Annotated in this window: 25 protein-coding genes; 11 read left to right on the top strand and 14 right to left on the bottom strand. The window is 68.3% G+C overall.

What is annotated here, in order from left to right:
* Positions 1-66 precede the first annotated feature (66 nt).
* A complete protein-coding gene (locus OD750_RS11020) occupies positions 67-534 on the top strand; it encodes a phasin family protein (RefSeq protein ID WP_263544764.1) in 468 nt (155 codons plus the stop codon).
* Positions 535-718: 184 nt separating this feature from the next.
* Here the strand turns inward: OD750_RS11020 and OD750_RS11015 are convergent, their stop codons facing one another.
* On the bottom strand, positions 719-2,707 hold the full coding sequence (locus tag OD750_RS11015; RefSeq protein WP_263544763.1) for an SDR family oxidoreductase: 1,989 nt from the start codon (positions 2,705-2,707) through the stop codon (positions 719-721).
* A 252-nt stretch (positions 2,708-2,959) separates the two neighbouring features.
* Between OD750_RS11015 and OD750_RS11010 the strand changes: the two genes are divergently transcribed.
* The 3 genes from OD750_RS11010 (at position 2,960) to ykgO (ending at position 4,113) form a co-directional block, all read left to right on the top strand.
* On the top strand, positions 2,960-3,217 hold the full coding sequence (locus OD750_RS11010; RefSeq protein WP_263544762.1) for an acyl-CoA-binding protein: 258 nt from the start codon (positions 2,960-2,962) through the stop codon (positions 3,215-3,217).
* A 34-nt stretch (positions 3,218-3,251) separates the two neighbouring features.
* Positions 3,252-3,884, top strand: a complete 633-nt coding sequence (locus tag OD750_RS11005; RefSeq protein ID WP_263544761.1) for a TetR/AcrR family transcriptional regulator — start codon at positions 3,252-3,254, stop codon at positions 3,882-3,884.
* 103 nt (positions 3,885-3,987) lie between these two features.
* On the top strand, positions 3,988-4,113 hold the full coding sequence (gene ykgO / locus OD750_RS11000) for a type B 50S ribosomal protein L36 (RefSeq protein WP_263544760.1): 126 nt from the start codon (positions 3,988-3,990) through the stop codon (positions 4,111-4,113).
* A gap of 210 nt (positions 4,114-4,323) precedes the next feature.
* On the opposite strand, the gene OD750_RS10995 is transcribed toward ykgO, so the two are convergent.
* Positions 4,324-5,217, bottom strand: coding sequence for a DUF1800 domain-containing protein (locus OD750_RS10995; protein ID WP_263544759.1), 894 nt, complete (start codon positions 5,215-5,217; stop codon positions 4,324-4,326).
* A gap of 240 nt (positions 5,218-5,457) precedes the next feature.
* On the opposite strand from OD750_RS10995, the gene OD750_RS10990 reads away from it, so the two are divergent.
* From OD750_RS10990 to OD750_RS10970, 5 genes are all read left to right on the top strand, one after another.
* Positions 5,458-5,799, top strand: coding sequence for a hypothetical protein (locus OD750_RS10990; protein ID WP_263544758.1), 342 nt, complete (start codon positions 5,458-5,460; stop codon positions 5,797-5,799).
* 124 nt (positions 5,800-5,923) lie between these two features.
* Positions 5,924-6,958: an agmatine deiminase family protein gene (locus OD750_RS10985; protein ID WP_263544757.1), complete on the top strand. Its 1,035-nt coding sequence runs from the start codon at positions 5,924-5,926 to the stop codon at positions 6,956-6,958.
* Positions 6,955-7,842, top strand: a complete 888-nt coding sequence (locus OD750_RS10980) for a carbon-nitrogen hydrolase (RefSeq protein WP_263544756.1) — start codon at positions 6,955-6,957, stop codon at positions 7,840-7,842. Before OD750_RS10985 ends, OD750_RS10980 begins: the two co-directional genes overlap by 4 nt.
* A 4-nt stretch (positions 7,843-7,846) precedes the next feature.
* Positions 7,847-9,094 carry a TraB/GumN family protein gene (locus OD750_RS10975; RefSeq protein ID WP_263544755.1) on the top strand — a complete coding sequence of 416 codons (1,248 nt, stop codon included), beginning with the start codon at positions 7,847-7,849 and terminating at the stop codon, positions 9,092-9,094.
* A 13-nt stretch (positions 9,095-9,107) separates the two neighbouring features.
* Positions 9,108-11,750 (top strand): DUF349 domain-containing protein, encoded by a 2,643-nt coding sequence (locus OD750_RS10970; RefSeq protein WP_263544754.1) that lies wholly within the window; start codon positions 9,108-9,110, stop codon positions 11,748-11,750.
* A gap of 120 nt (positions 11,751-11,870) precedes the next feature.
* On the opposite strand, the gene OD750_RS10965 is transcribed toward OD750_RS10970, so the two are convergent.
* The 12 genes from OD750_RS10965 to OD750_RS10910 form a co-directional block, all read right to left on the bottom strand.
* Positions 11,871-14,174: a DNA internalization-related competence protein ComEC/Rec2 gene (locus OD750_RS10965; RefSeq protein WP_263544753.1), complete on the bottom strand. Its 2,304-nt coding sequence runs from the start codon at positions 14,172-14,174 to the stop codon at positions 11,871-11,873.
* An 8-nt stretch (positions 14,175-14,182) separates the two neighbouring features.
* Positions 14,183-14,887: a lipoprotein-releasing ABC transporter ATP-binding protein LolD gene (lolD, locus tag OD750_RS10960; protein WP_263544752.1), complete on the bottom strand. Its 705-nt coding sequence runs from the start codon at positions 14,885-14,887 to the stop codon at positions 14,183-14,185.
* A gap of 4 nt (positions 14,888-14,891) precedes the next feature.
* On the bottom strand, positions 14,892-16,133 hold the full coding sequence (locus OD750_RS10955) for a lipoprotein-releasing ABC transporter permease subunit (RefSeq protein WP_263544751.1): 1,242 nt from the start codon (positions 16,131-16,133) through the stop codon (positions 14,892-14,894).
* 72 nt (positions 16,134-16,205) lie between these two features.
* Positions 16,206-16,754 carry a DUF4124 domain-containing protein gene (locus OD750_RS10950; RefSeq protein ID WP_263544750.1) on the bottom strand — a complete coding sequence of 183 codons (549 nt, stop codon included), beginning with the start codon at positions 16,752-16,754 and terminating at the stop codon, positions 16,206-16,208.
* Positions 16,755-16,786: 32 nt separating this feature from the next.
* Entirely contained in the window at positions 16,787-17,230 is a 444-nt protein-coding gene (locus tag OD750_RS10945; RefSeq protein WP_263544749.1) for a protein YgfX, read from the bottom strand.
* Positions 17,202-17,453 (bottom strand): FAD assembly factor SdhE, encoded by a 252-nt coding sequence (locus tag OD750_RS10940; protein ID WP_263544748.1) that lies wholly within the window; start codon positions 17,451-17,453, stop codon positions 17,202-17,204. The genes OD750_RS10945 and OD750_RS10940 overlap by 29 nt, the downstream gene beginning before the upstream one ends.
* Positions 17,453-18,241 (bottom strand): succinate dehydrogenase iron-sulfur subunit, encoded by a 789-nt coding sequence (locus OD750_RS10935; protein WP_263544747.1) that lies wholly within the window; start codon positions 18,239-18,241, stop codon positions 17,453-17,455. The genes OD750_RS10940 and OD750_RS10935 overlap by 1 nt, the downstream gene beginning before the upstream one ends.
* The gene (locus tag OD750_RS10930) at positions 18,234-18,611 is read right to left on the bottom strand and encodes an Mpo1-like protein (RefSeq protein ID WP_263544746.1); all 378 of its coding nucleotides are present in this window, start codon (positions 18,609-18,611) and stop codon (positions 18,234-18,236) included. The genes OD750_RS10935 and OD750_RS10930 overlap by 8 nt, the downstream gene beginning before the upstream one ends.
* A 10-nt stretch (positions 18,612-18,621) precedes the next feature.
* Positions 18,622-20,409: a succinate dehydrogenase flavoprotein subunit gene (sdhA, locus tag OD750_RS10925; RefSeq protein WP_263544745.1), complete on the bottom strand. Its 1,788-nt coding sequence runs from the start codon at positions 20,407-20,409 to the stop codon at positions 18,622-18,624.
* Positions 20,410-20,428: 19 nt separating this feature from the next.
* A complete protein-coding gene (gene sdhD / locus OD750_RS10920) occupies positions 20,429-20,821 on the bottom strand; it encodes a succinate dehydrogenase, hydrophobic membrane anchor protein (RefSeq protein WP_263544744.1) in 393 nt (130 codons plus the stop codon).
* Positions 20,818-21,213, bottom strand: a complete 396-nt coding sequence (gene sdhC, locus OD750_RS10915) for a succinate dehydrogenase, cytochrome b556 subunit (protein ID WP_263544743.1) — start codon at positions 21,211-21,213, stop codon at positions 20,818-20,820. Before sdhC ends, sdhD begins: the two co-directional genes overlap by 4 nt.
* A 91-nt stretch (positions 21,214-21,304) precedes the next feature.
* Positions 21,305-21,475, bottom strand: a complete 171-nt coding sequence (locus tag OD750_RS10910; RefSeq protein WP_263544742.1) for a DUF1674 domain-containing protein — start codon at positions 21,473-21,475, stop codon at positions 21,305-21,307.
* Positions 21,476-21,592: 117 nt separating this feature from the next.
* Between OD750_RS10910 and ygfZ the strand changes: the two genes are divergently transcribed.
* Both ygfZ and OD750_RS10900 read left to right on the top strand, forming a co-directional pair.
* Positions 21,593-22,417 (top strand): CAF17-like 4Fe-4S cluster assembly/insertion protein YgfZ, encoded by an 825-nt coding sequence (gene ygfZ / locus OD750_RS10905; protein ID WP_263544741.1) that lies wholly within the window; start codon positions 21,593-21,595, stop codon positions 22,415-22,417.
* A gap of 72 nt (positions 22,418-22,489) precedes the next feature.
* A complete protein-coding gene (locus OD750_RS10900; protein ID WP_263544740.1) occupies positions 22,490-23,308 on the top strand; it encodes a phosphate/phosphite/phosphonate ABC transporter substrate-binding protein in 819 nt (272 codons plus the stop codon).
* Positions 23,309-23,660 lie beyond the last annotated feature (352 nt).

The raw sequence follows: 23,660 nt of genomic DNA, 5'->3' as shown, positions 1-23,660 counted from the left end.
AACGAGACTTCGCGGCACCGTCGGGAAGCGCGTGCGCGCATCCCGTCTCCTATCGAAGAGGGCGTCATGAGCAAACCGAAGTTGAAGTCGAAGGCCAAGCCGGCCGAGAAGCCGGCGGAAAACCTCGGCAAGTCGATCATGGAATCGGCGCAGCAGATCTGGCTTGCGGGCCTGGGCGCCTTCGCCAAGGCGCAGGAAGAAGGCACCAAGCTGTTCGAGAATCTCGTCAAGGAAGGCATGAGCCTTGAAGAGAAGACGCGCAAGCTCGCGTTCGGCAAGGCCGACGAAGTGCGCGGCGCGGTCGAGTCCGGCGTCAACCAGGTCAAGGAACGCACGCAGGAAACCTGGGACAAGCTCGAGAAAGTGTTCGAGGACCGCGTCTCGCGCGCGCTCGGCAAGCTCGGCGTGCCGGGCCGCAAGGAACTGAACGAACTCGCGTCGCGCGTCGAAGAACTCTCGCGCGAAATCCGCAAGCTCAACGGCGGCGCGGCGAAGCCGGCCGCGCGCAAGAGCACGCGCGCGAAGGCGGAGTAAGCGTCACCTGTAGCGTCCGGCGCGAAGAGCGCCGGACCGGTTTTATAGCCCGCCGGCCACACGAGGCACCCGGATCCCTCCCCCGGACGCCTTGGCCGGCGGGCTTTTTTATGATTGCGTCACTCGCTCAAGCACCCTCGAGCGCGACGCGCTCGAGGGCGAGGAACGCCGATTCCGCGACGCCTTACCAGTGCACCCCGCGCATCAACGCCGCCACCGCGATCTGCTCGTTCGTCGGCTGCTCGGCTTCGCCGCGGCCGGCCATGCCCTTCGCCGCGGCCGAATCCGGGAACAGGCGGAACGCGCTGTTCATGATGATCTCGTACGCGCGCGGCGCCAGCGCATAGAGGATCGACGCGAACACGCCCAGCCGCGTCGCGATGCGCACCGGCCGCTCGATGATCGCCTCGACGATGAGATCGGCCGCCTCTTCCGGGCTCAGCGTCGGCACGTGGTCGTACATCTTCGTCGGCGCGATCATCGGCGTCTTCACCAGCGGCATGTTGATCGTCGTGAAGTTGATGCCGAGGTCGGAATACTCCGCCTGCGCACAGCGCGAGAACGCGTCGAGCGCCGCCTTCGAGGCGACGTAGGCCGAGAAGCGCGGCGCGTTCGTCAACACGCCGATCGACGAGATGTTGATGATGTGCCCGCGGTGACGCTCCGACATCGACGGCAGGAAACCCATGATCAGCCGCAGCGCGCCGAAGTAGTTGAGCTGCATCGTCCGCTCGAAGTCGTGGAAGCGGTCGAAGCTCAGCGCGATCGAACGGCGGATCGAACGGCCCGCGTTGTTCACGAGCACGTCGCAGCCGCCGTGGTCGGCGACCACCTGCTTGACGAACGTGTCGCACGACGCGACGTCCGACAGGTCGACGACATAGGTGTGGCACACGCCGCCGGCCGCTTCGATCTCCTTCTTCGTCGCGGCGAGTTCTTCTTCGCCACGCGCGCAGATCACGACCTTCGCACCGGCGCCGGCCACCTTGAGCGCCACGGCCTTGCCGATGCCCGACGAGCCGCCGGTCACCACGACGACGCGGCCCTTGACCTTGCCGGCGAGCGAATGGTCGACGAAGAGGTCGGGGTCGAGATGGCGTTCCCAGTAGTCCCACAGACGCCAGGCGTAGTCGTCGAGCTTCGGCAGCTTGATCTTCGAGCCCTTGAGCGCGCGCTCGGTTTCGCGGCAGTCGAAGCGCGTCGGGTAGTTGATGTATTTCATCACCTCGCGCGGAATGCCGAGGTCGCGCAGGATCACCTGCGTGAAGCGGCGGATCGGCGGCAGGTTGCCGAGCGCCGAGCGGATGCCGCTCGGAATGAACGCGAACATGCGCGCGTCGAGGCGCATCGTCATCTGCGGCGCATGGCCCACGCGCGCGAACAGGTTCAGCACCTCGCCGATGCGGCGCGGCGCGGGATCGGTGAGATGGAAGCAGTGGCCGTCGAGCCCCGGCTTGTGCGCGATGTGGTCCATCGCATCGGCGACCCAGTCGACCGGCACGAGGTTCAGCCGCCCGCCTTCGAGACCGACCGTCGGCATCCACGGCGGCAGCGTCTGGCGCAGTTTCTTGATCAGGCGGAAGAAATAGTACGGGCCGTCGATCTTGTCGATCTCGCCGTTCTTCGAATTGCCCATGACGATGCCGGGCCGGTAGACGCGCCACGGCCGCGCGTATTCCTTGCGCACGAGCCCTTCCGAGTCGTGCTTCGTGCGGAAGTAAGGATTGTCGAGTTCCTCGGCCTCGTCGAACATGTCTTCGCGGAACACGCCCGGATACAGGCCGGCCGCGGCGATCGAACTCGTGTGGTGGAAACAGCCCGCCTTGACGGCATCGGCGAGCGCGAGCGCATGGCGCGTTCCGTCGATGTTCGCCGCGTGCTGGCTCTCGGCGTCGGCGGAAAGATCGTACAAAGCGGCAAGATGGAAAAAGTGCTGGACCTTGCCGGTCAGCGTCTTGAGCATGGCCGGCGACACGCCGAGCTTGGGCTTGGCGAGATCGCCGTTGACCGCGACCAGCCGCTTGTCGTCGGCGCCGAGGCTTTCCTTGAGCGCCTCGAATTTCTCGCTCGATCCCTTGCGCACGAGGCAGTAGATCGTGCCCTTGCGCTTGAGCAGATTGGCAACGAGATGGCGCCCGATGAAACCGGTGGCCCCGGTAACGAAATAGGTCATGCTGTTCCCCTCATGCTCGCGCTGGCGGCGATTCGTAGACGGCGGTGCGCCGTTCCCTTCGGCGCATAAGATAGACCTGCAAAGAGCGACATTCCAAGCCTGTTCGCACCGTCGTTTGAAACGGCTGCGCGAGCGCGTTGACCCTGTCCGGTACGCGTGATATAGCTCCGCCTCACGGCGCGCGACAGACGCCGGGCCGCGGCGTCGAGTCGCGGCAATAAGAACGCAACGCACCGATAACCGAGAGCGATCATGTCCGACCTGACCACGAAGTTCGAAGATGCCGCGAAGAAAGCGATGAACTTGCCGGAGCGCCCGGACAACGACACGCTGCTCAAGCTGTACGCGCTGTACAAGCAGGGTTCGTCCGGCGACGTGTCGGGACCGAAGCCGGGCTTCTTCGATTTCGTCGGCACCGCCAAGTACGAGGCGTGGGCGAAGCTCAAGGGCACGAAGAACGAAGAAGCGATGCAGAAGTACATCGACCTGGTGAAGAAGCTCGGCGGTTGAAGCGCCATACAGCCGCAACGCGCGGAGACCGTTGATGGCCAGGCGTACGCGCGAGCGCATCCTCGAAGTCGCCCTTGCGATGTTCAACGCGCAAGGCGAACCGAACGTCACCACGAACCACATCGCCGACGAGCTGGAGATCAGCCCGGGCAATCTGTACTACCACTTCCGCAACAAGGACGACATCGTCGAGCAGCTCTTCGGCGCTTACGAAGTGCGCATGGACCAGGCGCTCACGGTGCCGACCGAGCGCCTGCCGAATCTCGAGGACGTCTGGCTGCAGCTGCATCTCGTGTTCGAGTGCATGTGGGACTACCGGTTCCTGTACCGCGACCTCGTCGACATCCTCTCGCGCAACCGCAAGCTCAAGATGCATTTCGGCCGCATGCTCACGCGCGCGGGCACGAGCGCGACCGGCGTGCTCAAGGGCCTCGCCGCCGCCGGCATCATGCGGGCGACGCCGGACGAGATCCGCGCGAGCGCCGAAAACGTGCTGCTGCTGACCACGTTCTGGCTCAACTTCAACGCCGTGCGCAATTCGCGCGCCGACCCGAACCAGGACGACCTGACTCAGGGCATCTATCAGGTGATGCTGCTGATCGCGCCGTTCCTGCGCGACGGCGAGCGCGTGCACCTGAACACGCTCGCGTCGGCCTATCGGCGCTGAATACGCAACAAATCCAGCGCCTTAGGGCTGAAAGGCTTGCAATCGACCGACAGGGCGCGTATGCTCGCCCGTCTTTTGCAATGCTGTTTCGAGGAGCTACCCCATGAAAGTCCTGAATTCGCTGAAGTCCGCGAAGCAGCGCCACCGCGATTGCAAAATCGTGCGCCGCCGCGGCAAGGTGTTCGTGATCTGCAAGAGCAACCCGCGCTTCAAAGCGCGCCAGCGCTAAGCCGGTTGCGGCAACAAAGCATTTGCCGAAGGGCCGCCTCGTGCGGCCCTTTTGCTTTGGTACGTGGGCCGCCTCGTGCGGCCCTTTTGCTTTGGTACGTGGGCCGCCTCGTGCGGCCCTTTTGTTTGGGTACGTGGGCCGCCGTGTGCGGCCCTTTTGTTTTGGGGGTGTGGGGCCGCCTCGTGCGGCCCTATTCTCTTCGGATCGCCGCTAGTCCCGCGCCGCCAGTTCGATATCGAGCCCGACCGACTCGTAGAACGCCGCCGATCCGAGCACGAACCGCACCGTTTCGGCGATGTCCCCGCGCGACGCCGTGAAGGCGAAGGACGCGAGATCGACGAGGTCGCGCGGCTCGTCGCCGACGAAACGCCGCACGAGCCGCGTCGCGACGTGGCGCGCCGTTGCCGGATGCGCGGCGAGCCGTTCGATCAGCGCATCGCCATCCTCGACGCCGCCGCCGGCCGGCAGCAGCGTGCCGAAGAGGCGCTTGGCGCCGTAGTCGTGTCCGGCTGCGACGAAACGCAAACCGCCGCCGACCGGATCGGCGGTCCAGCCGCTGAAACAGCGCAGCGCCTCGTCGATGTCCGTATCGCCCGCCGTCGCGCCTCGCGAATAGCGCCCGAGCAGGTCGGCGAGCCAGCGGCGCCGGTCGCGCCCGAGCATCGCCGCGCTGCGCGCGCTCGCGCGCATCAGGTCGGCGTAGCGGCCGAGCGCATGCGCGCGCACGACGTCGCGGTCGTGCAGCAGCGCGTCGACTCCGTCGGGCACGCCGAACCAGCCCGACCAGAATTCGACCATCACTTCGTACAGCTGGCGACGGCTCGCGCTGCGGCGCGCGCGCGCGGCGGCGCGCCATTCGATCTGCGGTCGCCGCGGATCGTTCGAACAGGCAAGGAGCGCGGCGCGATCGCAGGCCAGCGTCCCGAGCACGCGCTCGAGATTGCCGGACAGCGCATCGTCGTCGAGCGAGCGCCATGCCAGCTGCCGGTCGACGTACGCGGCGAAGCCGTGCGCGCGCACGAACGCGACGTCGGCCGCGCTCGGCGCGAACGCGACGCGGGTCAAAAGTCGCGCGATCGCCGGTCGCGCTGCACGGTCGGACATACGGCTTCCTTCGTACGGAACGAGGCCGACCAACGCGGACGCACGGGCGGCGTTGACGCCGCGAACATGAAAAGAAATTGATAAACGGCGGCGGAACGCGGCATCGCTCGCCTCGCCGGGGCCGCTTGGGAGTGCGGCAGCCGTCGCAATGTCGACAAGAGGACGGGCACGCATCGTGGAACTGACCCGGCCCATCTGCTACAACGCGTGCGCCGCCCCTGACGGCGAAGGAGAAGAGCCATGTTCCAGCGCATCGTCCCCACCCTCGCCCTTGCCGCGCTCGCCGCCGGCGCCGCGACGCTCGCGCAGCCGGCCGCCGCCGACACGCTGCTGATGCAGCGGGTCGAAACCGAATCGAAGACCGACCTGCCGCGCCGCGGCATGCTGATGGCGCAGGTCGAAAACCGCTACGGCGCGCCGCGCGCGAAGCTCAATCCGGCCGGCGGAAACAAGCCGCAGCATCCGGTCATCAACCGTTGGGAATACGACAACTTCATCGTCTATTTCGAGCGCGACCACGTGATCGACGCGGTGCTCAAACAGGCCTCGCCGACCGAACAGGGCGTCAAGCGCAGCCGCTGAGGCCCGCTACGCGCAGACCGCCGCAAGCCCTTGTCACACAAGGGCTTGGTACGCGCTCGCCGGTCGGCTATCCTGCGCGATTGCGCGGCATCCCGCCGCGCGTTCGCACAGGACGGCGACACCGATGTCATCCGTATTCCGCCTGCCCGCCGAATGGGAGGCGCAGGCCGCGGTTCTGGTCGCCTGGCCGCACGCGGGCACCGACTGGGCCGACCGGCTCGCCGATGTCGAAACCACCTATGTCGCGCTCGTCGGCGCGATCGCGCGCTTCGAAACGGCCATCGTATGCGTCGCCGACGCCGAGGTGCGCACTCGCGCGCAGGCGCTGCTCACGGCCGCCGGCATTGTCGACAACGTGCGCTTCGTCGATATCGAATACGACGACACCTGGCTGCGCGACTCGGGACCGATCACGCTCGCCCGCGCCGACGTCACGGCGTTCAAGCTGACCGATTTCCGCTTCACCGGCTGGGGCGGCAAGTTCGCCGCGAGCCGCGACGATCTGCTGGTCGAGGGCCTCGTCGAACGCGGCCTGTTCGCGAACGCCGACCACAAACGCATCGACTGGGCGCTCGAAGGCGGCGCGATCGAATCGGACGGCGCCGGCACCGTGCTCACGACGTGGCGCTGCCTCGCCCAGCGGCATCCCGAGCAAAATCGCGCCGAAATGACGGCGATCCTCGCCGGCGGCCTGCACGCGCGGCGCGTCCTGTGGCTCGACCGCGGGTATCTCGAAGGCGACGACACCGACGCGCACATCGACACGCTCGCGCGCTTCGCGCCGAACGACGCGATCGTCTACCAGGCCTGCGACGACGCGGCCGACAGTCACCACGCCGAGCTCGCCGCGATGGCCGACGAACTCGCCGCGCTGCGCACGCTCGACGGCAAACCCTATACGCTGCATGCGCTCCCGTGGGCGCGGCCGATCGTTGACGAAGGACGGCGGCTCGCCGCGTCGTACGCGAACTACCTCATCGTCAACGGCGCGGTGCTCGTGCCCGCGTACGGCGACGCGGCCGACGCGCGCGCCGCCGACATCATCGGCAAGGCGCACCCGGGCCGCACGGTCGTGCCGGTGCCTTGCCGTCCCTTGATCTGGCAGAACGGCAGCCTACATTGCGTCACGATGCAGCTGCCGAACGGAGTGGTGAAATGAAAGCCGATACCCTGCGCGTCGCGCTGCTGCAGGAAACCGACCGCGGCAGCCGCGACGCGAATCTCGACGCGATCGAAGCGGGCCTGCGCGAAGCGGCGGCGGCGGGCGCGCAACTCGTGCTGCTGCAGGAACTGCACAACGGGCCGTATTTCTGCCAGCACGAAAGCGTCGACGAATTCGACCGCGCCGAAACCATTCCCGGCCCGAGCACCGAACGCATCGGCGCGCTCGCCGAGGCATTGAAGCTCGTCGTCGTCGCGTCGCTGTTCGAACGCCGCGCCGCCGGCCTGTACCACAACACCGCGGTCGTGTTCGACCGCTCGCGCGCGATCGCCGGCAAGTATCGCAAGATGCACATTCCGGACGATCCCGCATTTTACGAAAAGTTCTATTTTACACCCGGCGATCTCGGCTTCGATCCGATCGAAACCTCGGTCGGCAAGCTCGGCGTGCTCGTGTGCTGGGACCAGTGGTATCCGGAAGCCGCGCGCCTGATGGCGCTCGCCGGCGCCGAGCTTCTGCTCTACCCGACCGCGATCGGCTGGGACCCTGCCGACGAAGACGCCGAAAAGGCGCGCCAGCGCGACGCATGGATCACCGTGCAGCGCGGCCACGCGGTCGCCAACGGCGTGCCGCTGCTGTCGTGCAACCGCATCGGCTTCGAAGCGTCGCCCGACGGCGGTCGCGGGCTGCAATTCTGGGGGTCGAGCTTCGTCGCCGGTCCGCAGGGCGAATTCATCGCGCAGGCATCGACCGATACGCGCGAACTCCTCGTCGCCGACGTCGACATGCGCCGCAGCGAGAACGTCCGCCGCATCTGGCCGTTCCTGCGCGACCGCCGCATCGACGCCTACGACGATCTTCTGCGCCGCTTCCGGGACTGACCGCGTGACCAACGAAGAATTGAGCGCGCCGGCCGTACTGCCGGACGACGTCGGCCCTCCCGACGCGCTGCGCGACCAGCCGATCCGCCGCGTCACGCTCGGCGGCACCGAATTCGTGCTGCTCGGCACCGCGCACGTGTCGCGCGCGAGCGTCGCCGCGGTCGAGGCCATCATCGAACGCGAGTCGTTCGAAGCGGTCGCGGTCGAGCTCGACGCGAACCGTCACGCGTCGCTGCGCGACCCGGAACTTCTGCGCAAAATGGACTTGTTCCAGGTGATCCGCCAGGGCAAGGCCGGCCTCGTCGCGGCGAATCTCGCGCTGTCGGCCTTCCAGCGCCGTCTCGCCGAGCAGTACGGCATCGAGCCCGGCGCCGAACTGAAAGCCGCGGTCGATCTCGCCGAAGCGCGGCAGACGCCCGTGTGGCTGGTGGACCGCGACATCGGCACGACGCTCAAGCGCGCCTATCGCAGCGTCGGATTCTGGGATCGCCTCGGCATCATCAGCGGCCTCGGCGCCAGCGTGTTCTCGAGCGACGAGATCGGCGAGCAGGAAATCGAAAAGCTCAAGCGCGGCGACATGCTCGAAAGCGCTTTCAGCGAGTTCGCGAAAGAATCCGAACCGCTGTATCGCAGCCTGATCGCCGAACGCGACAGCTACATGGCCGCGAAGCTGCGCGAAGAAAGCGCCAAGGGTTCGTTCAAGCGCGTGCTCGCGGTCGTCGGCGCCGGCCATCTCGCGGGTCTCGAGAAAGAACTCGCCGCGCAGACGCAGCCGCCCGAACAGCTGCGCCGCGACCTCGACGTCGTGCCGCCCGGTTCGCGCTGGCCGAAGTGGATCGCGCTCGGCGTGTTCGTCGCGATCGCCGTCGCCATCGCGCTCCTGTTCAAGCGCGACGCGAGCCTCGGTACCGACGCGCTGCGCGACTGGGTGCTCTTCACCGGCGGCCTCGCCGGCCTCGGCGCGCTCGCCGGCGGCGGACATCCGCTGTCGGTGCTGGCCGCCGCGATCGTCGCGCCGCTCAAGCCGTTCCGGCCCGGCATACCGCCGGGCGCCGCGAGCGCGGGCGTCGAGATCTGGCTGCGCAAGCCGCGCGTCGCCGACTTCGATACGCTGCGCCACGACGTCAGCGAGTGGACGGGCTGGTGGAAAAATCGCATTTCGCGCACCCTGCTCGTTTTTCTGTTGACCAATTTCGGCGGCATGATCGGCGTCTGGATGGCCGGTTTCCGCATCTTGAAGAGCCTCGCTTGAGGGCGAAGAACGCATGAAACTCGCACGTTTGTTGTTCAAGCCCCGCTGGCAAAGCAAGGATCCGGCGACGCGTCGCGGCGCCGTGGCCGAAGCCGGCGACGCCGAACTCGTGGCCGCGCTGCCGACGATCGCGCGCAGCGACGCCGATGCCGGCGTGCGCCTCGCGGCGCTGCGCCGTCTCAATCAGTACGAGGCGTGGCGCGAGCGCTCGACCGCCGACGCCGACGCCGCGATCCGCCAGACCGCGCGCTCGGCCTACCTCGCCATGCTCGTCGGCAACGGCAGCGGCGTACCGCCGCTCGATCGCCGGGTCGCCGAACTCGACACGCTGTCGCCCGAAGAACTCGAACGCGTCGCGATCGACGCGGCCGACAGCGAGCTGCGCGGCGCCGCGCTCGCGCGCGTCACGCGCACGAGCCTCCTGATCGACGTCGCGGTCGGCGACGCCGACGTGAAGCTGCGCCATATCGCGCTCGGCCGCGTCGTCGACGTCGACGCGCTCGCGCGCGTGGCCGAACGCACGCGCAAGACCGACAAGCTCGTCAGCCGCCTCGCGCGCGAACGCGTCGAGACGCTGCGCATCGCCGCCGGCGACGCGGCGACGATCGAAGCGCGCGCACGCCTGTGCTGCGAACGCATCGAAGCGCTGCTGGCCCGCCCGCGTTCCGAGCGCGCCTCCGAACTGCTCGCGCTCGAACCGCTGTGGAGCGAGGTCGCCGTGCGCGCGCCCAAGCTCCTGCGCGAACGCTACGAATCGACGCTCGCGTTTCTGAAGTCCGACACCGCCGAGGCGGCCGTGCAGCGCGAACGCCTGCGCGAACTGCGCGATCGCGGCACGGCGCTCCTGGCCGACAAGGCCGCGTCGGTCGCGTCGCTCGAGGCGCTCGTCGTCGAAGCGCACGAGGCGATCTCCGCGACTGCGCCGGAACTGCCCGAACGCGAGAAGGCCGAAGCGCTCGTCGGCAAGCTCGCACAGCGCATCGCGCAGCTCGCGGTCGCGCCGCCGCCCGAGCCGGAACCGGCGCCCGTGCCGGTCGAAGAAGCGCCGAGTGCCGAAGCGGTGCTCGCCAAGGCGCATCTGGAAGCCGCACTCGCGCGCACGCTCGCCGACAAGCTCAAGCACGAAGAACAACAGAAGGCGCTGCGGCGCAATCTCGACGAACTCGTGATCGAACTCGAAGGCCAGCTCGAAGCCGGCGATCTCGCCGCCGCGCAGACGACGCAGACGCGCATCCAGGGCGTGCTCGACGGCCTGCCGCCGATCGCGCGCCACGACAAGCGCCTCGCGAACGCGCAGGCGCGCCACGCCGAACTCAAGCGCTGGCAGCGCTGGTCGAACAACGAACGCCGCAAGGCGCTGTGCGACGACATCGAAGCGCTCGCCGCGGCCGGCCTGCATCCCGACGCGGTGGCGAACCGCGTGCGCGACGCGCGCCAGGAATGGCAGGCGCTCGACGCGACGGAAGGCGGCGAAAGCAATCCGCTGGGCAAGCGTTTCCACGCGCTGTGCAATCAGGCGCTCAAGCCCGCGCAGGGCTATTTCAACAAGCGCGACGAGTTGCGCAAATCGGCGCAGCAGGAAATCGAAACACAGCTCGCAGCGTGGGAAGCGCCGGATGCCGAAGACGGCAACGTCGACTGGAACGCGCTGTCGGCGCGCCGTCGCGACGTATCGGCGTCGCTGCGCACGCTCGACGGCGTCGAGCCGCGCGCGCGCAAGACGCTCGCGCAACGCCTGAAGAATCTCGTCGCCGCGATCGATGCGAAGCTCGACGCGCACGCCGGCGAGATCGAAGCGGCGAAGCGCCGCCTGATCGCCGACGCCGAGCGCAATGCGGCGAGCGCCGACCCGCTGGCCGCCGCGCGCGAAGTACGCGACCTGCAGGCGCGCTGGAAGGCGATCGGCAACGGCCGCCGCCGCACCGACGAAGCGCAGTGGAAGGAGTTCCGCGCGCACTGCGACGCGGTCTTCGCCAAGCTCGACACGAACCGCCGCGAGCGCGAGCAGCGCGACGCCGACGCGAAGCAGTCGGCGCTCGATGTCGTCGCCGCGCTCGAACAGCTCGCGGCCGACGCCGACGCGCCCCGTGCGGCACGCCGCGACATCGAACAACGCTGGAACGAGACCGGCGTGCGCGACCGCGACCTCGAACGCCGCTGGCAGACCGCCCAGGAAACGCTCGACCGCCACGCGCGCGACGCCGACCGCCGGCGCCGGCAGGCCGCATTCCACGACGCGTTCGCGCGGCTCGCGCTGTGCGAAGCGGTCGAAAACGGCGACACCGAGGGCGCCGTCGAGCGCTGGGACGCGATCGGCGCAACGGCCGAGCCGCTCGCCATGCCGCTCAAGGCGCGCTTCGACGCCGCGCTCGCCGGTACGCCGCTGGCGTTCGGCGGCGACGACGATGCGCGCGGCCTGCTGGTCGAACTGGAATTCTTCGGCGCGATCGAAACGCCGGAAATCGATCGCAAGCGGCGCATGGACCTGCAGATCGCGCGACTCTCGCAGCACATGTCGGGCGGCGGCGCGCCGTCCGCGCCGCGCGAAGAACTGACTGCGCTGATCGCGCGCTGGGTCGAACTCGGCGCGGCGCCGGGCGACATGCGCGATCGGTTTGCGCGAGGGTTTGCGGCGGCGTTGGAGCGGCTGCCGTAGTCGGTGCACACCCGGCCCTTGCTCGCCATCCCAGCGAACGCTGGGATCCAGTTTTTGACTTTGCCGTAAAGTTTCGAGCAAAGGCTGGATCCCAGCTTGCGCTGGGATGACGAGCGAGAGCTACTTCTCCGACCAATACTTCCGCCGCGCCTCGCGGCACCGTTCTATCGGCGTCACGCCGCGTTCGGCGGAAAATTCCATCCGTATACATCCGGACTCCGCCGTGCCGATCAGCGGCACGCCGAGCGCCGCGTAGCGCGCGACGACGTCGGGATGCGGATGCCCGAACCGGTTGCGATAGCCCGCCGACACGAGTGCGATCGACGGCGACAGCCCTCGGACGAACGCATCGCTCGACGACGTCTTGCTGCCGTGATGCGGCACGCTGACGACGACTGGCCCCTGCCCCGCCGCCCGCACGACCGCCGCTTCGACGGTCGCCGTGATGTCGCCGGTCAGCAGCAGGCGCGCATTGCCGGCTTCGATCAGCAGCACGCACGAGCGATCGTTTTCGCTGACGGTTTTCGCGTCGGTCGGATGCAGCACGCGGAACGCGACGCCATCCCAGTTCCACGCGTCGCCCGCGCGGCACGGCTGCGACGGGGTGTTCACGCGTTCCGGCTCGCCGCTGTCGACCTGCGCCGGCCGCATCGCCGCGACCACCGCCGCCGCGCCGCCGGCGTGATCGTTGTCGCCGTGGCTGAGCATCAATCGATCGAGCTCGCGCACGCCCAGCGCGCGCAGCGCCGGCGCGACCGCGGCCTGACCGAGATCGAAACCGGACGGAAACCGCGCCCCGGCGTCGTACAGCAGCGCGTGGTTGCGCGTGCGCACGAGCACCGCGAGACCCTGCCCGACATCGAGCATCGCCGCTTCGAACGCGCGCGGCGGCGGCGTGCGCACGCTCGGCCACGCGAGCGGCAACAGCAGCACGACGCCGAGCCAGCGCGCCGGCACGCCGCGCGGCAGCAGCAGCCACAACGCGCCAAGCGCCGCGAACGCGAATGCGAGCGGCGTGCTTTCGGGGAAATACCACTGCGCGTACGGCAACTCGGCAAGCCGTTCGAGCGGCAGCCACAGGGCCTGCAGCAGCCACGCCGCGACCTGCAGCGCAGCACCGCCGGCCCACGGCGCGAACGGCACGAGCACGCTGCCGGCGACGGTCAGCGGCACCACGGCGAGGCTGATCCACGGCACCGCGACGAGGTTCGCGAGCGGTCCGACGAGCGAACTCTGTCCGAAGAACCACACGGTCAGCGGCGTCAGGCCGATCGTCGCGACGGCCTGCGCCGCGACGAGTCCGCGCGTTCCTCGCGCCGCGCGTGCGCCAAGGCAGAACACGAGCCACGCGACGCCCGCGAACGACAGCCAGAACGACGCCGACAGCACCGCCAGCGGATCGACCGCGAGGATCGCGACCGCGGCGAGCGCGAGTCCCTGAGCGATCGGCAGATGGCGCCGGCGCAGGCTCGCGAGCGCGACGACCGCGATCATCGCGAGCGTGCGCAGGGTCGGCAGACCGAACCCGGCAAGCGCGGCGTACAGCGTCGCGCACGCGAGCCCGAACGGCGCTTCGACGAGCGGTGCCGGAACGCGTCGCGCGAGCGCCGGTATCCGGCGCCATACGAAGCGCATGACGAGCGCGCCGAACGCGGCGAGCATGCCGATGTGAAAGCCGGAGATCGCGATCAGATGTCCGATGCCCGTCGCGCGCAGCACCTGCCACTCGGGCTCGCCGAGCGCGCGCTGATCGCCAACCGCGAGCGCGGCGATCAGGTGCGCGATCGCCGTGTCGCCGAACTGCCGCGCGATCGCGTCGCTGATGCGCGCGCGCCACGCGTCGACGCACACGCCGCCTGCGATCACGCGCTCGGCCGGCGCGTCGTCTCGCACGTAGCCGGTCGCGACCACGCCCTGCTGCAGCGCGTAGCGTTCGAAGTCGAATCCGCCGGGATTGACGAGGCCGCGCGGACGCTTGAGCCGCACGGTGAGCCGCCACGTTTCGCACGGCGCGAGCGCCGGCGCGTCGCCGTACCACGACAGGCGCACGACGCCGTCGACCGGCGTGCCGCGCACGCGCACGTCGAAGCGCGTCGATTCGCCGCGCGTGTCGACGAGGCCGGCGATCGTTCCGACGAGTACGACGTCTTCGCCTTCGAGCGCGTGCGGCAGGCGGCGATCGAGGCCCCAGGCCGCGTGCAGCATCGCCCAGCCCGCGCCGAACAGCGCGAGCGCCGGCAGACGCAGCCGCGGCGCCCACACGCAGGCGACGAGCGCGACGACGATGCACGCGAGCGACACGGGCCACGGCGGCAGCGCCGTCAGCGCCTGTACCGCGACGGCGCCCGCGAGCCACGCGAGCGCGCCGGCCGGTGAGAGAGGGTGCGAAGGATACGGTGCAGGATGTCGTGGGGCGGCCTGCACCGGTCGGGTTACGCCGCGGTTGCGGCGGCCTCCGTCAATCGTCCGCCGTGGAGCTCCAGCACCCTGTCCATGCGCCGCGCTAGGCCGAGGTCGTGCGTGACGAGCACGAAGCTCGTGCCGATTTCGCGGTTGAGTTCGAGCATGAGGCCGTAGACTTGCGCGGCGTTCTTCTCGTCGAGATTGCCGGTGGGTTCGTCGCCGAGCACGCACGCGGGCCGCGTGACGAGCGCGCGCGCGACGGCGCAGCGCTGGCGTTCGCCGCCGGACATTTCGCCCGGCTTGTGTTCGAGCCGCGCGGCGAGGCCCACACGGCCGAGCAGGTCGGTCGCCTGCGCGCGCGCCTGGCCGATCGGCGTGCCGCGGATCAGAAGCGGCATGCAGACGTTTTCGAGCGCCGTGAATTCCGGCAACAAGTGGTGAAATTGATAAATGAAGCCGAGCGCGCGATTGCGCAGCAGGCCGCGCGCACGGTCGGACAGCGCCGACATCCGCTGGCCGGCGACGTCGATTTCGCCGGTGCTCGGCGTGTCGAGGCCGCCCAGGATGTGCAGCAGCGTGCTCTTGCCCGAGCCCGAGGCGCCGACGATCGCGAGCGTCTCGCCGCGCCGGAGCGCGAAGCTCACGTCGGCGAGCACGTCGGTGCGCAGCTTGCCTTCCTGATAGGTCTTGGCCACGCCGCTCGCGCGCAGCACCACGTCGTCGTTCGTGTTCATCGCGTTACTCATAGCGCAGCGCCGCGGCGGGTTCGGTACGCGCGGCGCGCCACGCGGGATAGATCGTCGCGAGCAGCGAAAACACGAAGCCGAGCAGCGCGATCAGGCCGACGTCGCTCCAGTGCATGTCCGACGGCAGGTCGCTGATGTAGTACACGTCGGGCGACAGGAACGCGACGCCGAAGGTGTGCTCGATCCATTTCACCACCGCCTCGAGATTGAGCGCCATGATCACGCCCGACACCACGCCGATCAGGATGCCGATCACGCCGACGAAGACGCCCTGCACCATGAACACGCCCATGATGCTGCCGGGCGTCGCGCCGAGCGTGCGCAGGATCGCGATGTCGGCCTGCTTGTCGGTCACGAGCATGACCAGCGTGGACACCAGGTTGAACGCCGCGACCGCGACGATCAGCGACAGGATCATGAACATCACGCGCTTCTCCATCGCGATCGCGCGGAAGAAGTTCTGGTGGCCCTGCATCCAGTCGCGCACGCGGTACAGGCCGCCGAGGTCGCCGGCGAGTTCGCGCGCGACGCCGAGCGCCTTGAACATGTCGTCGAGTTTCAGGCGTACGCCGTCGGGGCCGTCGGTCTGGTACAGCCGCTGCGCGTCGGCGAGGTGCACGATCGCGAGGCCCGAGTCGAATTCCTCCATGCCGATCTCGAAGATGCCGACGACCGTGAACGACTTGAGCCGCGGCACCGCACCGACCGGCGTCGCGCGGATTTCCGGCGCGTAGACGACGATCTTCTCGCCGACGTCGACGCCGAGCTTGTACGCGAGCTCCTTGCCGAGCACGATGCCGAAGCCGCCGGCCACGAGGTCGTGGAGTTCTCCGGCGACCATCTTCTTGCCGACTTCGGACACTTTGGGCTCCTGCTCCGGCAGGATGCCTCGCACGAGCGCGCCGGCGACGCGCTGGCCCTGCAGCATCGCCTCGCGCTCGGTGTAGGGCGCCGCGCCCAGCACGCGCGGATTCGCTTCGGCCTTTTTGATGACCTCCGGCCAGTCGCGCACGCTTTCGCCAACGCCGGCGATCGTCGCGTGCGACACCATGCCGAGGATGCGCGTGCGCAGCTCGTTGTCGAAACCGTTCATGACCGAGATCACGACGATGAGCGCCATGACGCCGAGCGCGATGCCGGCCATCGAGACGAGCGAGATGAACGAGATGAAATGGTTGCGGCGCTTGGCGCGCGTGTAGCGCAGGCCGATGAAGAGTTCTAGCGGTCGGAACATCGATGCGTCATTCCTTTGCGACACTGGCGGCTTCCGACCGCGAACGGCGCCGGGAGTGCGATAACGCGGCCGTTATTTTTGCAGGCACGGATCGTTGCCGGCCGCGCGGTCGCGTTCGGTGGCGACGTCGTCGAAGACGTGTCCCTTGCGCGCCGGGCCTTCGGCGATGCGGCGGCAGGCTTCCAGCCGCGGCACCGGCGCGCCGCTGACGCGTATCCATTCGCCCTGCGTCGCGGCGAGCGTGTCGCTCGCGTCGACGGTCGTGGCGCCCGGCGTCGGGACGCGCACGCCCGGCGGGCACGGCCGGTGCTTGTAGAACGTCCAGCCCTGCGCGGTCGTGCATTCGTACGACACGAGCGGCTTGGGCTCGACCGGCAGGCCGGTTTCCGGATCGATTTCCGGCGCCTGTTCCGGCTGCGCTCCGGATTCTTTCGCCGGCTCGCGCAGTTTGACCTCCGACTGCCTGGCGCCCGCCGTGCACGGCAGCGCCTGGAACGTCGTCACGCCTGCGGCGTCGACGCACTTGAACATCGTCTTGGACGGCGGCTGCGCCGCGGCGGCCGTGCCGCACAGCGCCCACGCGGCGGTGAGGCACGCGCTCGTGATCAGGGATTTTTTCATCGGCATGCGAACCTGCGCGAACGACGCGCGAATCATGGCAACAATGACACATCGGCAGCCGCTTGCGCAGCTTCGCCCCGTGCGAGCCGCACGACGAGGCGCCGGCGCGTGACGGCGTCGACATTGTCGGGCAGCAACAATAGCGACAAGCGCCGCCCGGACGCGAGCGTCAGGCGCAGCGCGGCGAAGTGGCCGATCCGGCTCCAGCCCGCGAGCGTCGCCTCGGAAGCGACCGACCGCGCGTCGGCGACGCCCCAGGTGCCGTCTTCGCGCCATGCGACACGCCATGTGCCCGTGCGGGCGTATCGCGTCGCGGAAACGACCGTTCCGAGCAATATCATTCCGCGCCAGATGTCGGCATGCGGCACGCCCGACAGCGTCACCGCGAGCATCGCGGCAAGGGCCAGCGAGACCAGCAGATAGACGAGGCGCCGCGACGGCGCGACCTCAAACGCGATCGCTTGCGCGGATTTCATCGACGATCCGCCGCCAGTCGGCGCGCGGCGGCGCCTCGCGTCCGACGAGCCAGTTCCAAAGATCCGGATCCTGCACGTCGAGCAGTTCGGCGAACGCGCGCTGCGTCTCTTCGTCGGCCTGCGCGTAACGCGCGTTCAGCCACCAGCCGACCAGCGCGTCGAGCTCGCGCGTGCCGCGCCGGCAGCGCCAGCGCAGACGATTGATCTGCGACGCGTCGGTCATCACACCGACTGGCGCTGCACCATCAGTTTCTTGATCTCGGCGATCGCCTTGGCCGGGTTCAGGCCCTTCGGGCAGGTGCGCGCGCAGTTCATGATCGTGTGGCAGCGATACAGGCGGAACGGATCTTCGAGGTCGTCCAGGCGCGCACCGGTGTCCTCGTCGCGGCTGTCGACGATCCAGCGATAGGCCTGCAGCAGAATGGCGGGACCGAGGTAGCGATCGCCGTTCCACCAGTAGCTCGGGCACGACGTCGAGCAGCACGCGCACAGGATGCACTCGTACAGGCCGTCGAGCTTGGCGCGGTCGTCCTTCGACTGCAGGCGCTCGGCGTCCGGCGGCGGCGCGCTCTGCGTGCGGATCCACGGCTTGATCGACGCGTACTGCGCGTAGAAATGCGTGAGGTCGGGCACGAGATCCTTGATCACCTGCATATGCGGCAGCGGGTAGATCGGCACCTCCTTCGCGTCGCAGTCGCCGATCGCCTTCGTGCACGCCAGCGTGTTCGTGCCGTCGATGTTCATCGCGCACGACCCGCAGATGCCCTCGCGGCACGAGCGGCGGAACGTCAGCGTCGGGTCGATCTCGTTCTTGATCTTGATCAGCGCGTCGAGAACCATCGGGCCGCACGCGGCGAGATCGACGTCGTAGGTGTCGACGCTCGGGTTCTTGCCGTCGTCGGGATTCCAGCGGTACACCTTGAACGTGCGTACGTTCTTCGCATCGGATTTCGCCGGAAAGTGGCGACCCTGCTGGATCTTCGAGTTCTTCGGCAGCGTGAATTCAGCCATGACGGTTGTCGTCCTGTTCGGCCCGGCCTGCGAGGTTGCGCATCCAGTTGCCGCTTAGTACAAAACGCGGAAAAGTAATGAATTGTTCGGCGAACACGCGCGCGACGAAGTCGCCGGGGCCGTCGAACGGCTCGGGCGGCTGCGCTTCGCGCTTGTGGCCGATGCCCTGCAGCGCGAACGCGACGATCGCGAACACGAACGCCGCGGCGGCGCCGTAGTAGAACCCCTTGAGCGCGAGCGACACGGTGGCGAGCATGCCCGCGACGAACGCCGGCACCGCCACGATGTGCAGCACGAGGTTCAGCCGGTCGCGATGGTTGCGCGAATAGCCTCGCCACTGCCAGTTCAGGAGTCCGCCTTCGCGCGCCATCGCTGGGGCCTTAGTAGACGCGCGGCTTGGGCGGCACCACGTCGACGTCCTTCGTCAACGTGTACATGTGCACCGGCCGGTAGTCGAACGAGACCTTGCCTTTGTCGTCGACGGCGACCAGCGTGTGCTTCTGCCACTCGGCGTCGTCGCGATCCTTGTAGTCCTCGCGCGCATGCGCGCCGCGGCTTTCCGGCCGGTTCTCGGCCGAGTACATCGTCGCGACGGCCTGACCGAGCAGGTTCTGCAGCTCCAGCGTTTCGATCAGGTCGGAGTTCCACACGAGCGAACGGTCGCTGACCTTGACGTCGGCGAACGAATCGAACGTCTGCGAGATCTTCGTGCAGCCTTCCTTCAACGTCTCGCCGGTGCGGAACACCGCGGCGTCCTTCTGCATGATCTTCTGCATGTTGAGTCGGATGTCCGCGGTCGCCGAGCCGCCGTTCGCGTAGCGCAGGCGGTCGAAGTTCGCGAGCGCCGCGTCGCAGACCGACGCCGGCAGATCCTTGTGCGGCGCGCCCGGCTTGATCACCTCGGCCGCGCGGTTCGCGGCGGCGCGACCGAACACCACGAGGTCGAGCAGCGAGTTGGAACCCAGGCGATTGGCGCCGTGCACCGACACGCACGCGGCCTCGCCGATCGCGAACAGGCCCGGCACGACGGCGTCGTTGTCGTTGCCGACCTTGCGCACGACTTCGCCGTGGTAGTTGGTCGGAATGCCGCCCATGTTGTAGTGCACGGTCGGCAGCACCGGAATCGGCTGCTTGGCGACGTCGACGCCGGCGAAGATGTGCGCGCTCTCGGCGATGCCCGGCAGCTTTTCGTTGATCACCTCGGGGCCGAGGTGCATCAGGTTCAGGTGAATATGGTCGGCATGCTCGCCGACGCCGCGGCCTTCGCGGATTTCGATCGTCATCGCGCGCGAGACGACGTCGCGCGAGGCGAGATCCTTCGCGTTCGGCGCGTAGCGCTCCATGAAGCGCTCGCCCTTCGAGTTCGTGAGGTAGCCGCCCTCGCCGCGCACGCCTTCGGTGATGAGGCAGCCGGCGCCGTAGATGCCGGTCGGATGGAACTGCACGAATTCCATGTCCTGCAGCGGCAGGCCGGCGCGCAGCACCATGCCGCCGCCGTCGCCGGTGCAGGTGTGCGCCGACGTCGCCGAGAAATACGCGCGGCCGTAGCCGCCGGTCGCCAGCACCACCGCGTGGGCGCGGAACAGGTGCAGCGTGCCTTCGGCCATGTCGAGCGCGAGCACGCCGCGGCATACGCCGTCCGAATCCATGATCAGATCGAGCGCGAAGTATTCGATATAGAAGCGGGCGTCGTGCTTGAGCGACTGCTGATACAGCGTGTGCAGAATCGCGTGGCCGGTGCGGTCGGCCGCGGCGCAGGTGCGCTGCGCGGTGCCCTTGCCGTAGTGCGTCGTCATGCCGCCGAACGGGCGCTGGTAGATCTTGCCCTCTTCGGTGCGCGAGAACGGCACGCCGTAGTGTTCGAGCTCGATCACGGCCGGAATCGCTTCGCGGCACATGTATTCGATCGCGTCCTGGTCGCCCAGCCAATCCGAACCCTTGATGGTGTCGTAGAAGTGGAAGCGCCAGTCGTCCTCGCCCATGTTGCCGAGCGCGGCCGACATGCCGCCCTGCGCCGCGACCGTGTGCGAGCGCGTCGGAAACACCTTGGTCAGGCACGCGGTGTTCAGGCCTTTCGCGGCCATGCCGAACGTCGCGCGCAGGCCCGCGCCGCCGGCGCCGACCACGACCACGTCGTACTTGTGCTGCTGAATCTTGTAGCTTTCCATTCTTTGCGCTTCCCGCTTCTCAGCTGGCCAGGGCGATGCGGACGACGGCCAGCGCGCACGCGAGCGCGCCGAGCACGGCGAGGAATTTGACCGCGAGCTGCGAGGCGACTTCGAGGCCGCGCGTGTGCACGTAGTCTTCGATCACGACCTGCAGGCCGAGCTGCGCGTGCCAGAACGTCGCGACGATGAACGCGATCATCAGCACCGCGTTCCACGGCTGGCCGACGAGCGCGCGCGCCGACGCGTAGTCGAGGTGCATCAGCGACAGCGCGAGCCAGACGAACCACAGCGTCAGCGGCACGAGCGCGACCGCGGTCACGCGCTGGACGATGAAATGATGGGTGCCGCTGCGCGCGGCGCCGATGCCGCGGACGTTCTTGAGCGGCGTGCGCAGACGATCGTTGGCGCTCATGCCGCACCTCCGCGCAGGAGCACGCAGGCCCAGACGAGCGCGGTGAGCACGAACGAGCCGATCACGCTGATCCAGCTCGTCGCGACGAATTCCTTGATCTTGTAGCCGTAGCCGGCGTCTTCGTACAGGTGCCGCAGGCCGTTGAGCAGGTGGTACGCGAGCGACCAGGTCCAGCCGACGAGCAGTATCCGTCCGAACGGCGAACCGGCGCAGGCCTGCACCTTCGCATAGGCTTCGGGGCCGCTGGCGAGCGCGCCGAGCAGCGCGAGCAGAAGGATCGTGCCGACCGCGAGCGCGATACCGGCGCCGCGATGCAGGATCGAGGTGGCCATCTGAACCTGCCAGCGATAGACAGACAGATGGGGAGATGTGGGTCGTGCCGCCTGAGGCATGGTCGCCATCCTTTACGCCAACCGGGATACCGAACCGGTCGCCGCATCGCCTCGAATGCGCTGCACGCCGCCGGGGGCGGCGCTTCACGCATCAAAAGTCGATACAACGACCATTCTTCTCCCAGTCGCCGTAGCGGGTCGGCTCCGGCCCCTGGCGGCCGCCGATTTCGCGCGGACGCGACGGCGCATCCGGCTGTGTCGGAGCCACGGGCTCGGGCACGGCGCGATCGGGCGGAACTGGCTGGGAAGTAGGTTCGGGCATAGTCGTGAAGCGGCGGAAGGTTAGCGCCCGGGCTGCGACATGACAACCCTTGCTTTGGCCGTACGAACGTGCCGCCGGCCCTGCGATAATCGCGCCTTCGCCCCCATCGTGTCCGCCGTGTACGCCCTATCGCGATCCCGAACGATCGAACTTTCCGGCCCCGACGCGGCCGCTTACGCCCAGGCGCAGTTCTGCAACGATGTCGACGCGCTGCCCGTCGGCGGCGCGCAACTCTCCGCATGGCTCAATCCCGACGGCCGTATCCGCGCGCTGTTTCATCTGCTGCGCCCGGCCGACGACCGTTTCGTTCTCGTCCTGCGCGGCGGCGACGCGCAAGCGCTCGAACGGCCGCTCAGGATGTTCGTGCTGCGGCTCAAGACCAAGGTCGACATCGTCGAACACGTCGTCGCCGCGCTCGAACCCGGCGAGGCGCCGCCGGCCGGTGCCTTCGCGTTCGCCGTCGACGATACGCGCCTCGCCGCGTTGCTGCCGCCAGACGCCGTCGCGTCGGATGCGACGCCCCGGCAACTCGACGCCTGGACGCGCGCCGACATCGACGCCGGCCTGCCATGGCTGCCGCCGCACGCGCTCGACGCGGTGCTGCCGTCGTGGCTGGATCTTGCACGCCTGGGCGGCATCAGCCACAGGAAGGGGTGCTATCCGGGCCAGGAAATCGTCGCGCGCCTGCATTTTCGCGGCGGCGGCGACAAACGCCGGCTGACGATCGTCGCCGGCGACGAAGCGACGATGGCCGCCGCAACAACGCTGCGCGATACCGGTGGCGCCGAAGCCGGCGTCGCGCTCCAGTCGGCGAACGACGGCGCCGGACGGCGCGTCGCGCTGGCGGTCGTGCGCAAGGAAGTCGCCACAATCGGATCGGTATTGTCGGCGGCGAATGGATCGATTCAAGTTATTTCTGCGAAATGGAACCGTCCGGATTGATAATCAAGGTGAAATGGCGCGACGCTCCGTGCGTATAATCGCGCGACGAACGCGGTGACCAGGGGATGCGGCATGAGCAGGTTCGGCAATGCGGTTCGACAGCGACTGCAAGCGACGATGGCGGCAGGCGCACTCCTCCTCGGCGGCACGGCGGCGGCGGCCGACTACAGCTTCTGGGTCGAACCGATCTATCCGCCCGAAAAGGCCACCGAGGTCTACAAGCCGCTGATGGAATATCTCGGCAAGGCGACCGGCGAAAAATTCACGCTGGTCGCGCCGAAGAACTACCACTTCTATTGGCGCGACCTGCGCCAGTCGCAGAAAACCGATTTTGCGCTCGACGAGGCGCATCTCGCCGACTACCGCATCCAGCGCTCGAAATTCGTGCCGCTCGTGCATACGGCCGAAAAACAGAGCTATACGCTCGTTTCGAACCAGGATCTGCAGGCCGGCGGTCTCGAGGGCCTCGTCGGCCAGAAAATCGTCTGCATGGGCGCGCCGAGCCTCGGCTACGCGCTACTGCTGGGGTTCTACCCGAATCCGATCCGCCAGCCCGACATCCAGTCGTCGGCCGCGTCGTGGAAGGATGCCGTCGAGGCCGTGTTCGCCGGAGAGGCGCAGGCCGCGATGATTCCGACCTGGCTCAAGGACCAGTACCCGAACCTCGTGCCGATCAAGACCTCGAACGAGTTCGCCGGCGCGGCCATCAGCGCTGCGCCGTCCGTGCCGGAACCCGTCCGCGCGAAAGTGACCGAGGCGCTGCTCAAGCTCGACCAGGACCCGGCGCTCGCCAATCTCCTGCTCGAACTCGGCATCAGCAAGTTCGTGCGCGCGACGCCGGCCGACTATGCCGGCGCCGAAGCCATGCTGAAGGATTTCTACGGGTATTGACCTGGCGTCGTGCCGCGCGCGGCCTCGCTTTCGCCGAAATCCCCGAAAAAACAACAAGCTGGATCGCAGTCTTCGCGAAGACTGCGGTTTGCGGCGCGGCGGGGTTCACCCCGCCGCCCTCGCCGGTCCGCCGCCGCATTCGTCGCAAACGTGGCTTTTCCCGCGTTTCGCCCTCCCCTCGCCGGCGCCGCCTTCAGGGGCGTTGAAGCGTTCTTGCGATCTACACCGCCCCCGCCCCCGGCCGCCACAACTTCGCCATAATTTCGCCACATTTCGCCTGCGGACCGCCTCCCCGCAACGCCAGCAACGGCAAGGCGAACGACCCTGTCGAGGCATCTTGTTTCCACTATTA

Origin of the sequence: Tahibacter soli (genome assembly GCF_025717065.2) — a bacterium.
GTDB lineage: Bacteria > Pseudomonadota > Gammaproteobacteria > Xanthomonadales > Rhodanobacteraceae > Tahibacter > Tahibacter soli.
The sequence above is the reverse complement of the archived record's forward strand: the minus strand, read 5'-3'. Positions and strand labels throughout refer to the sequence as shown.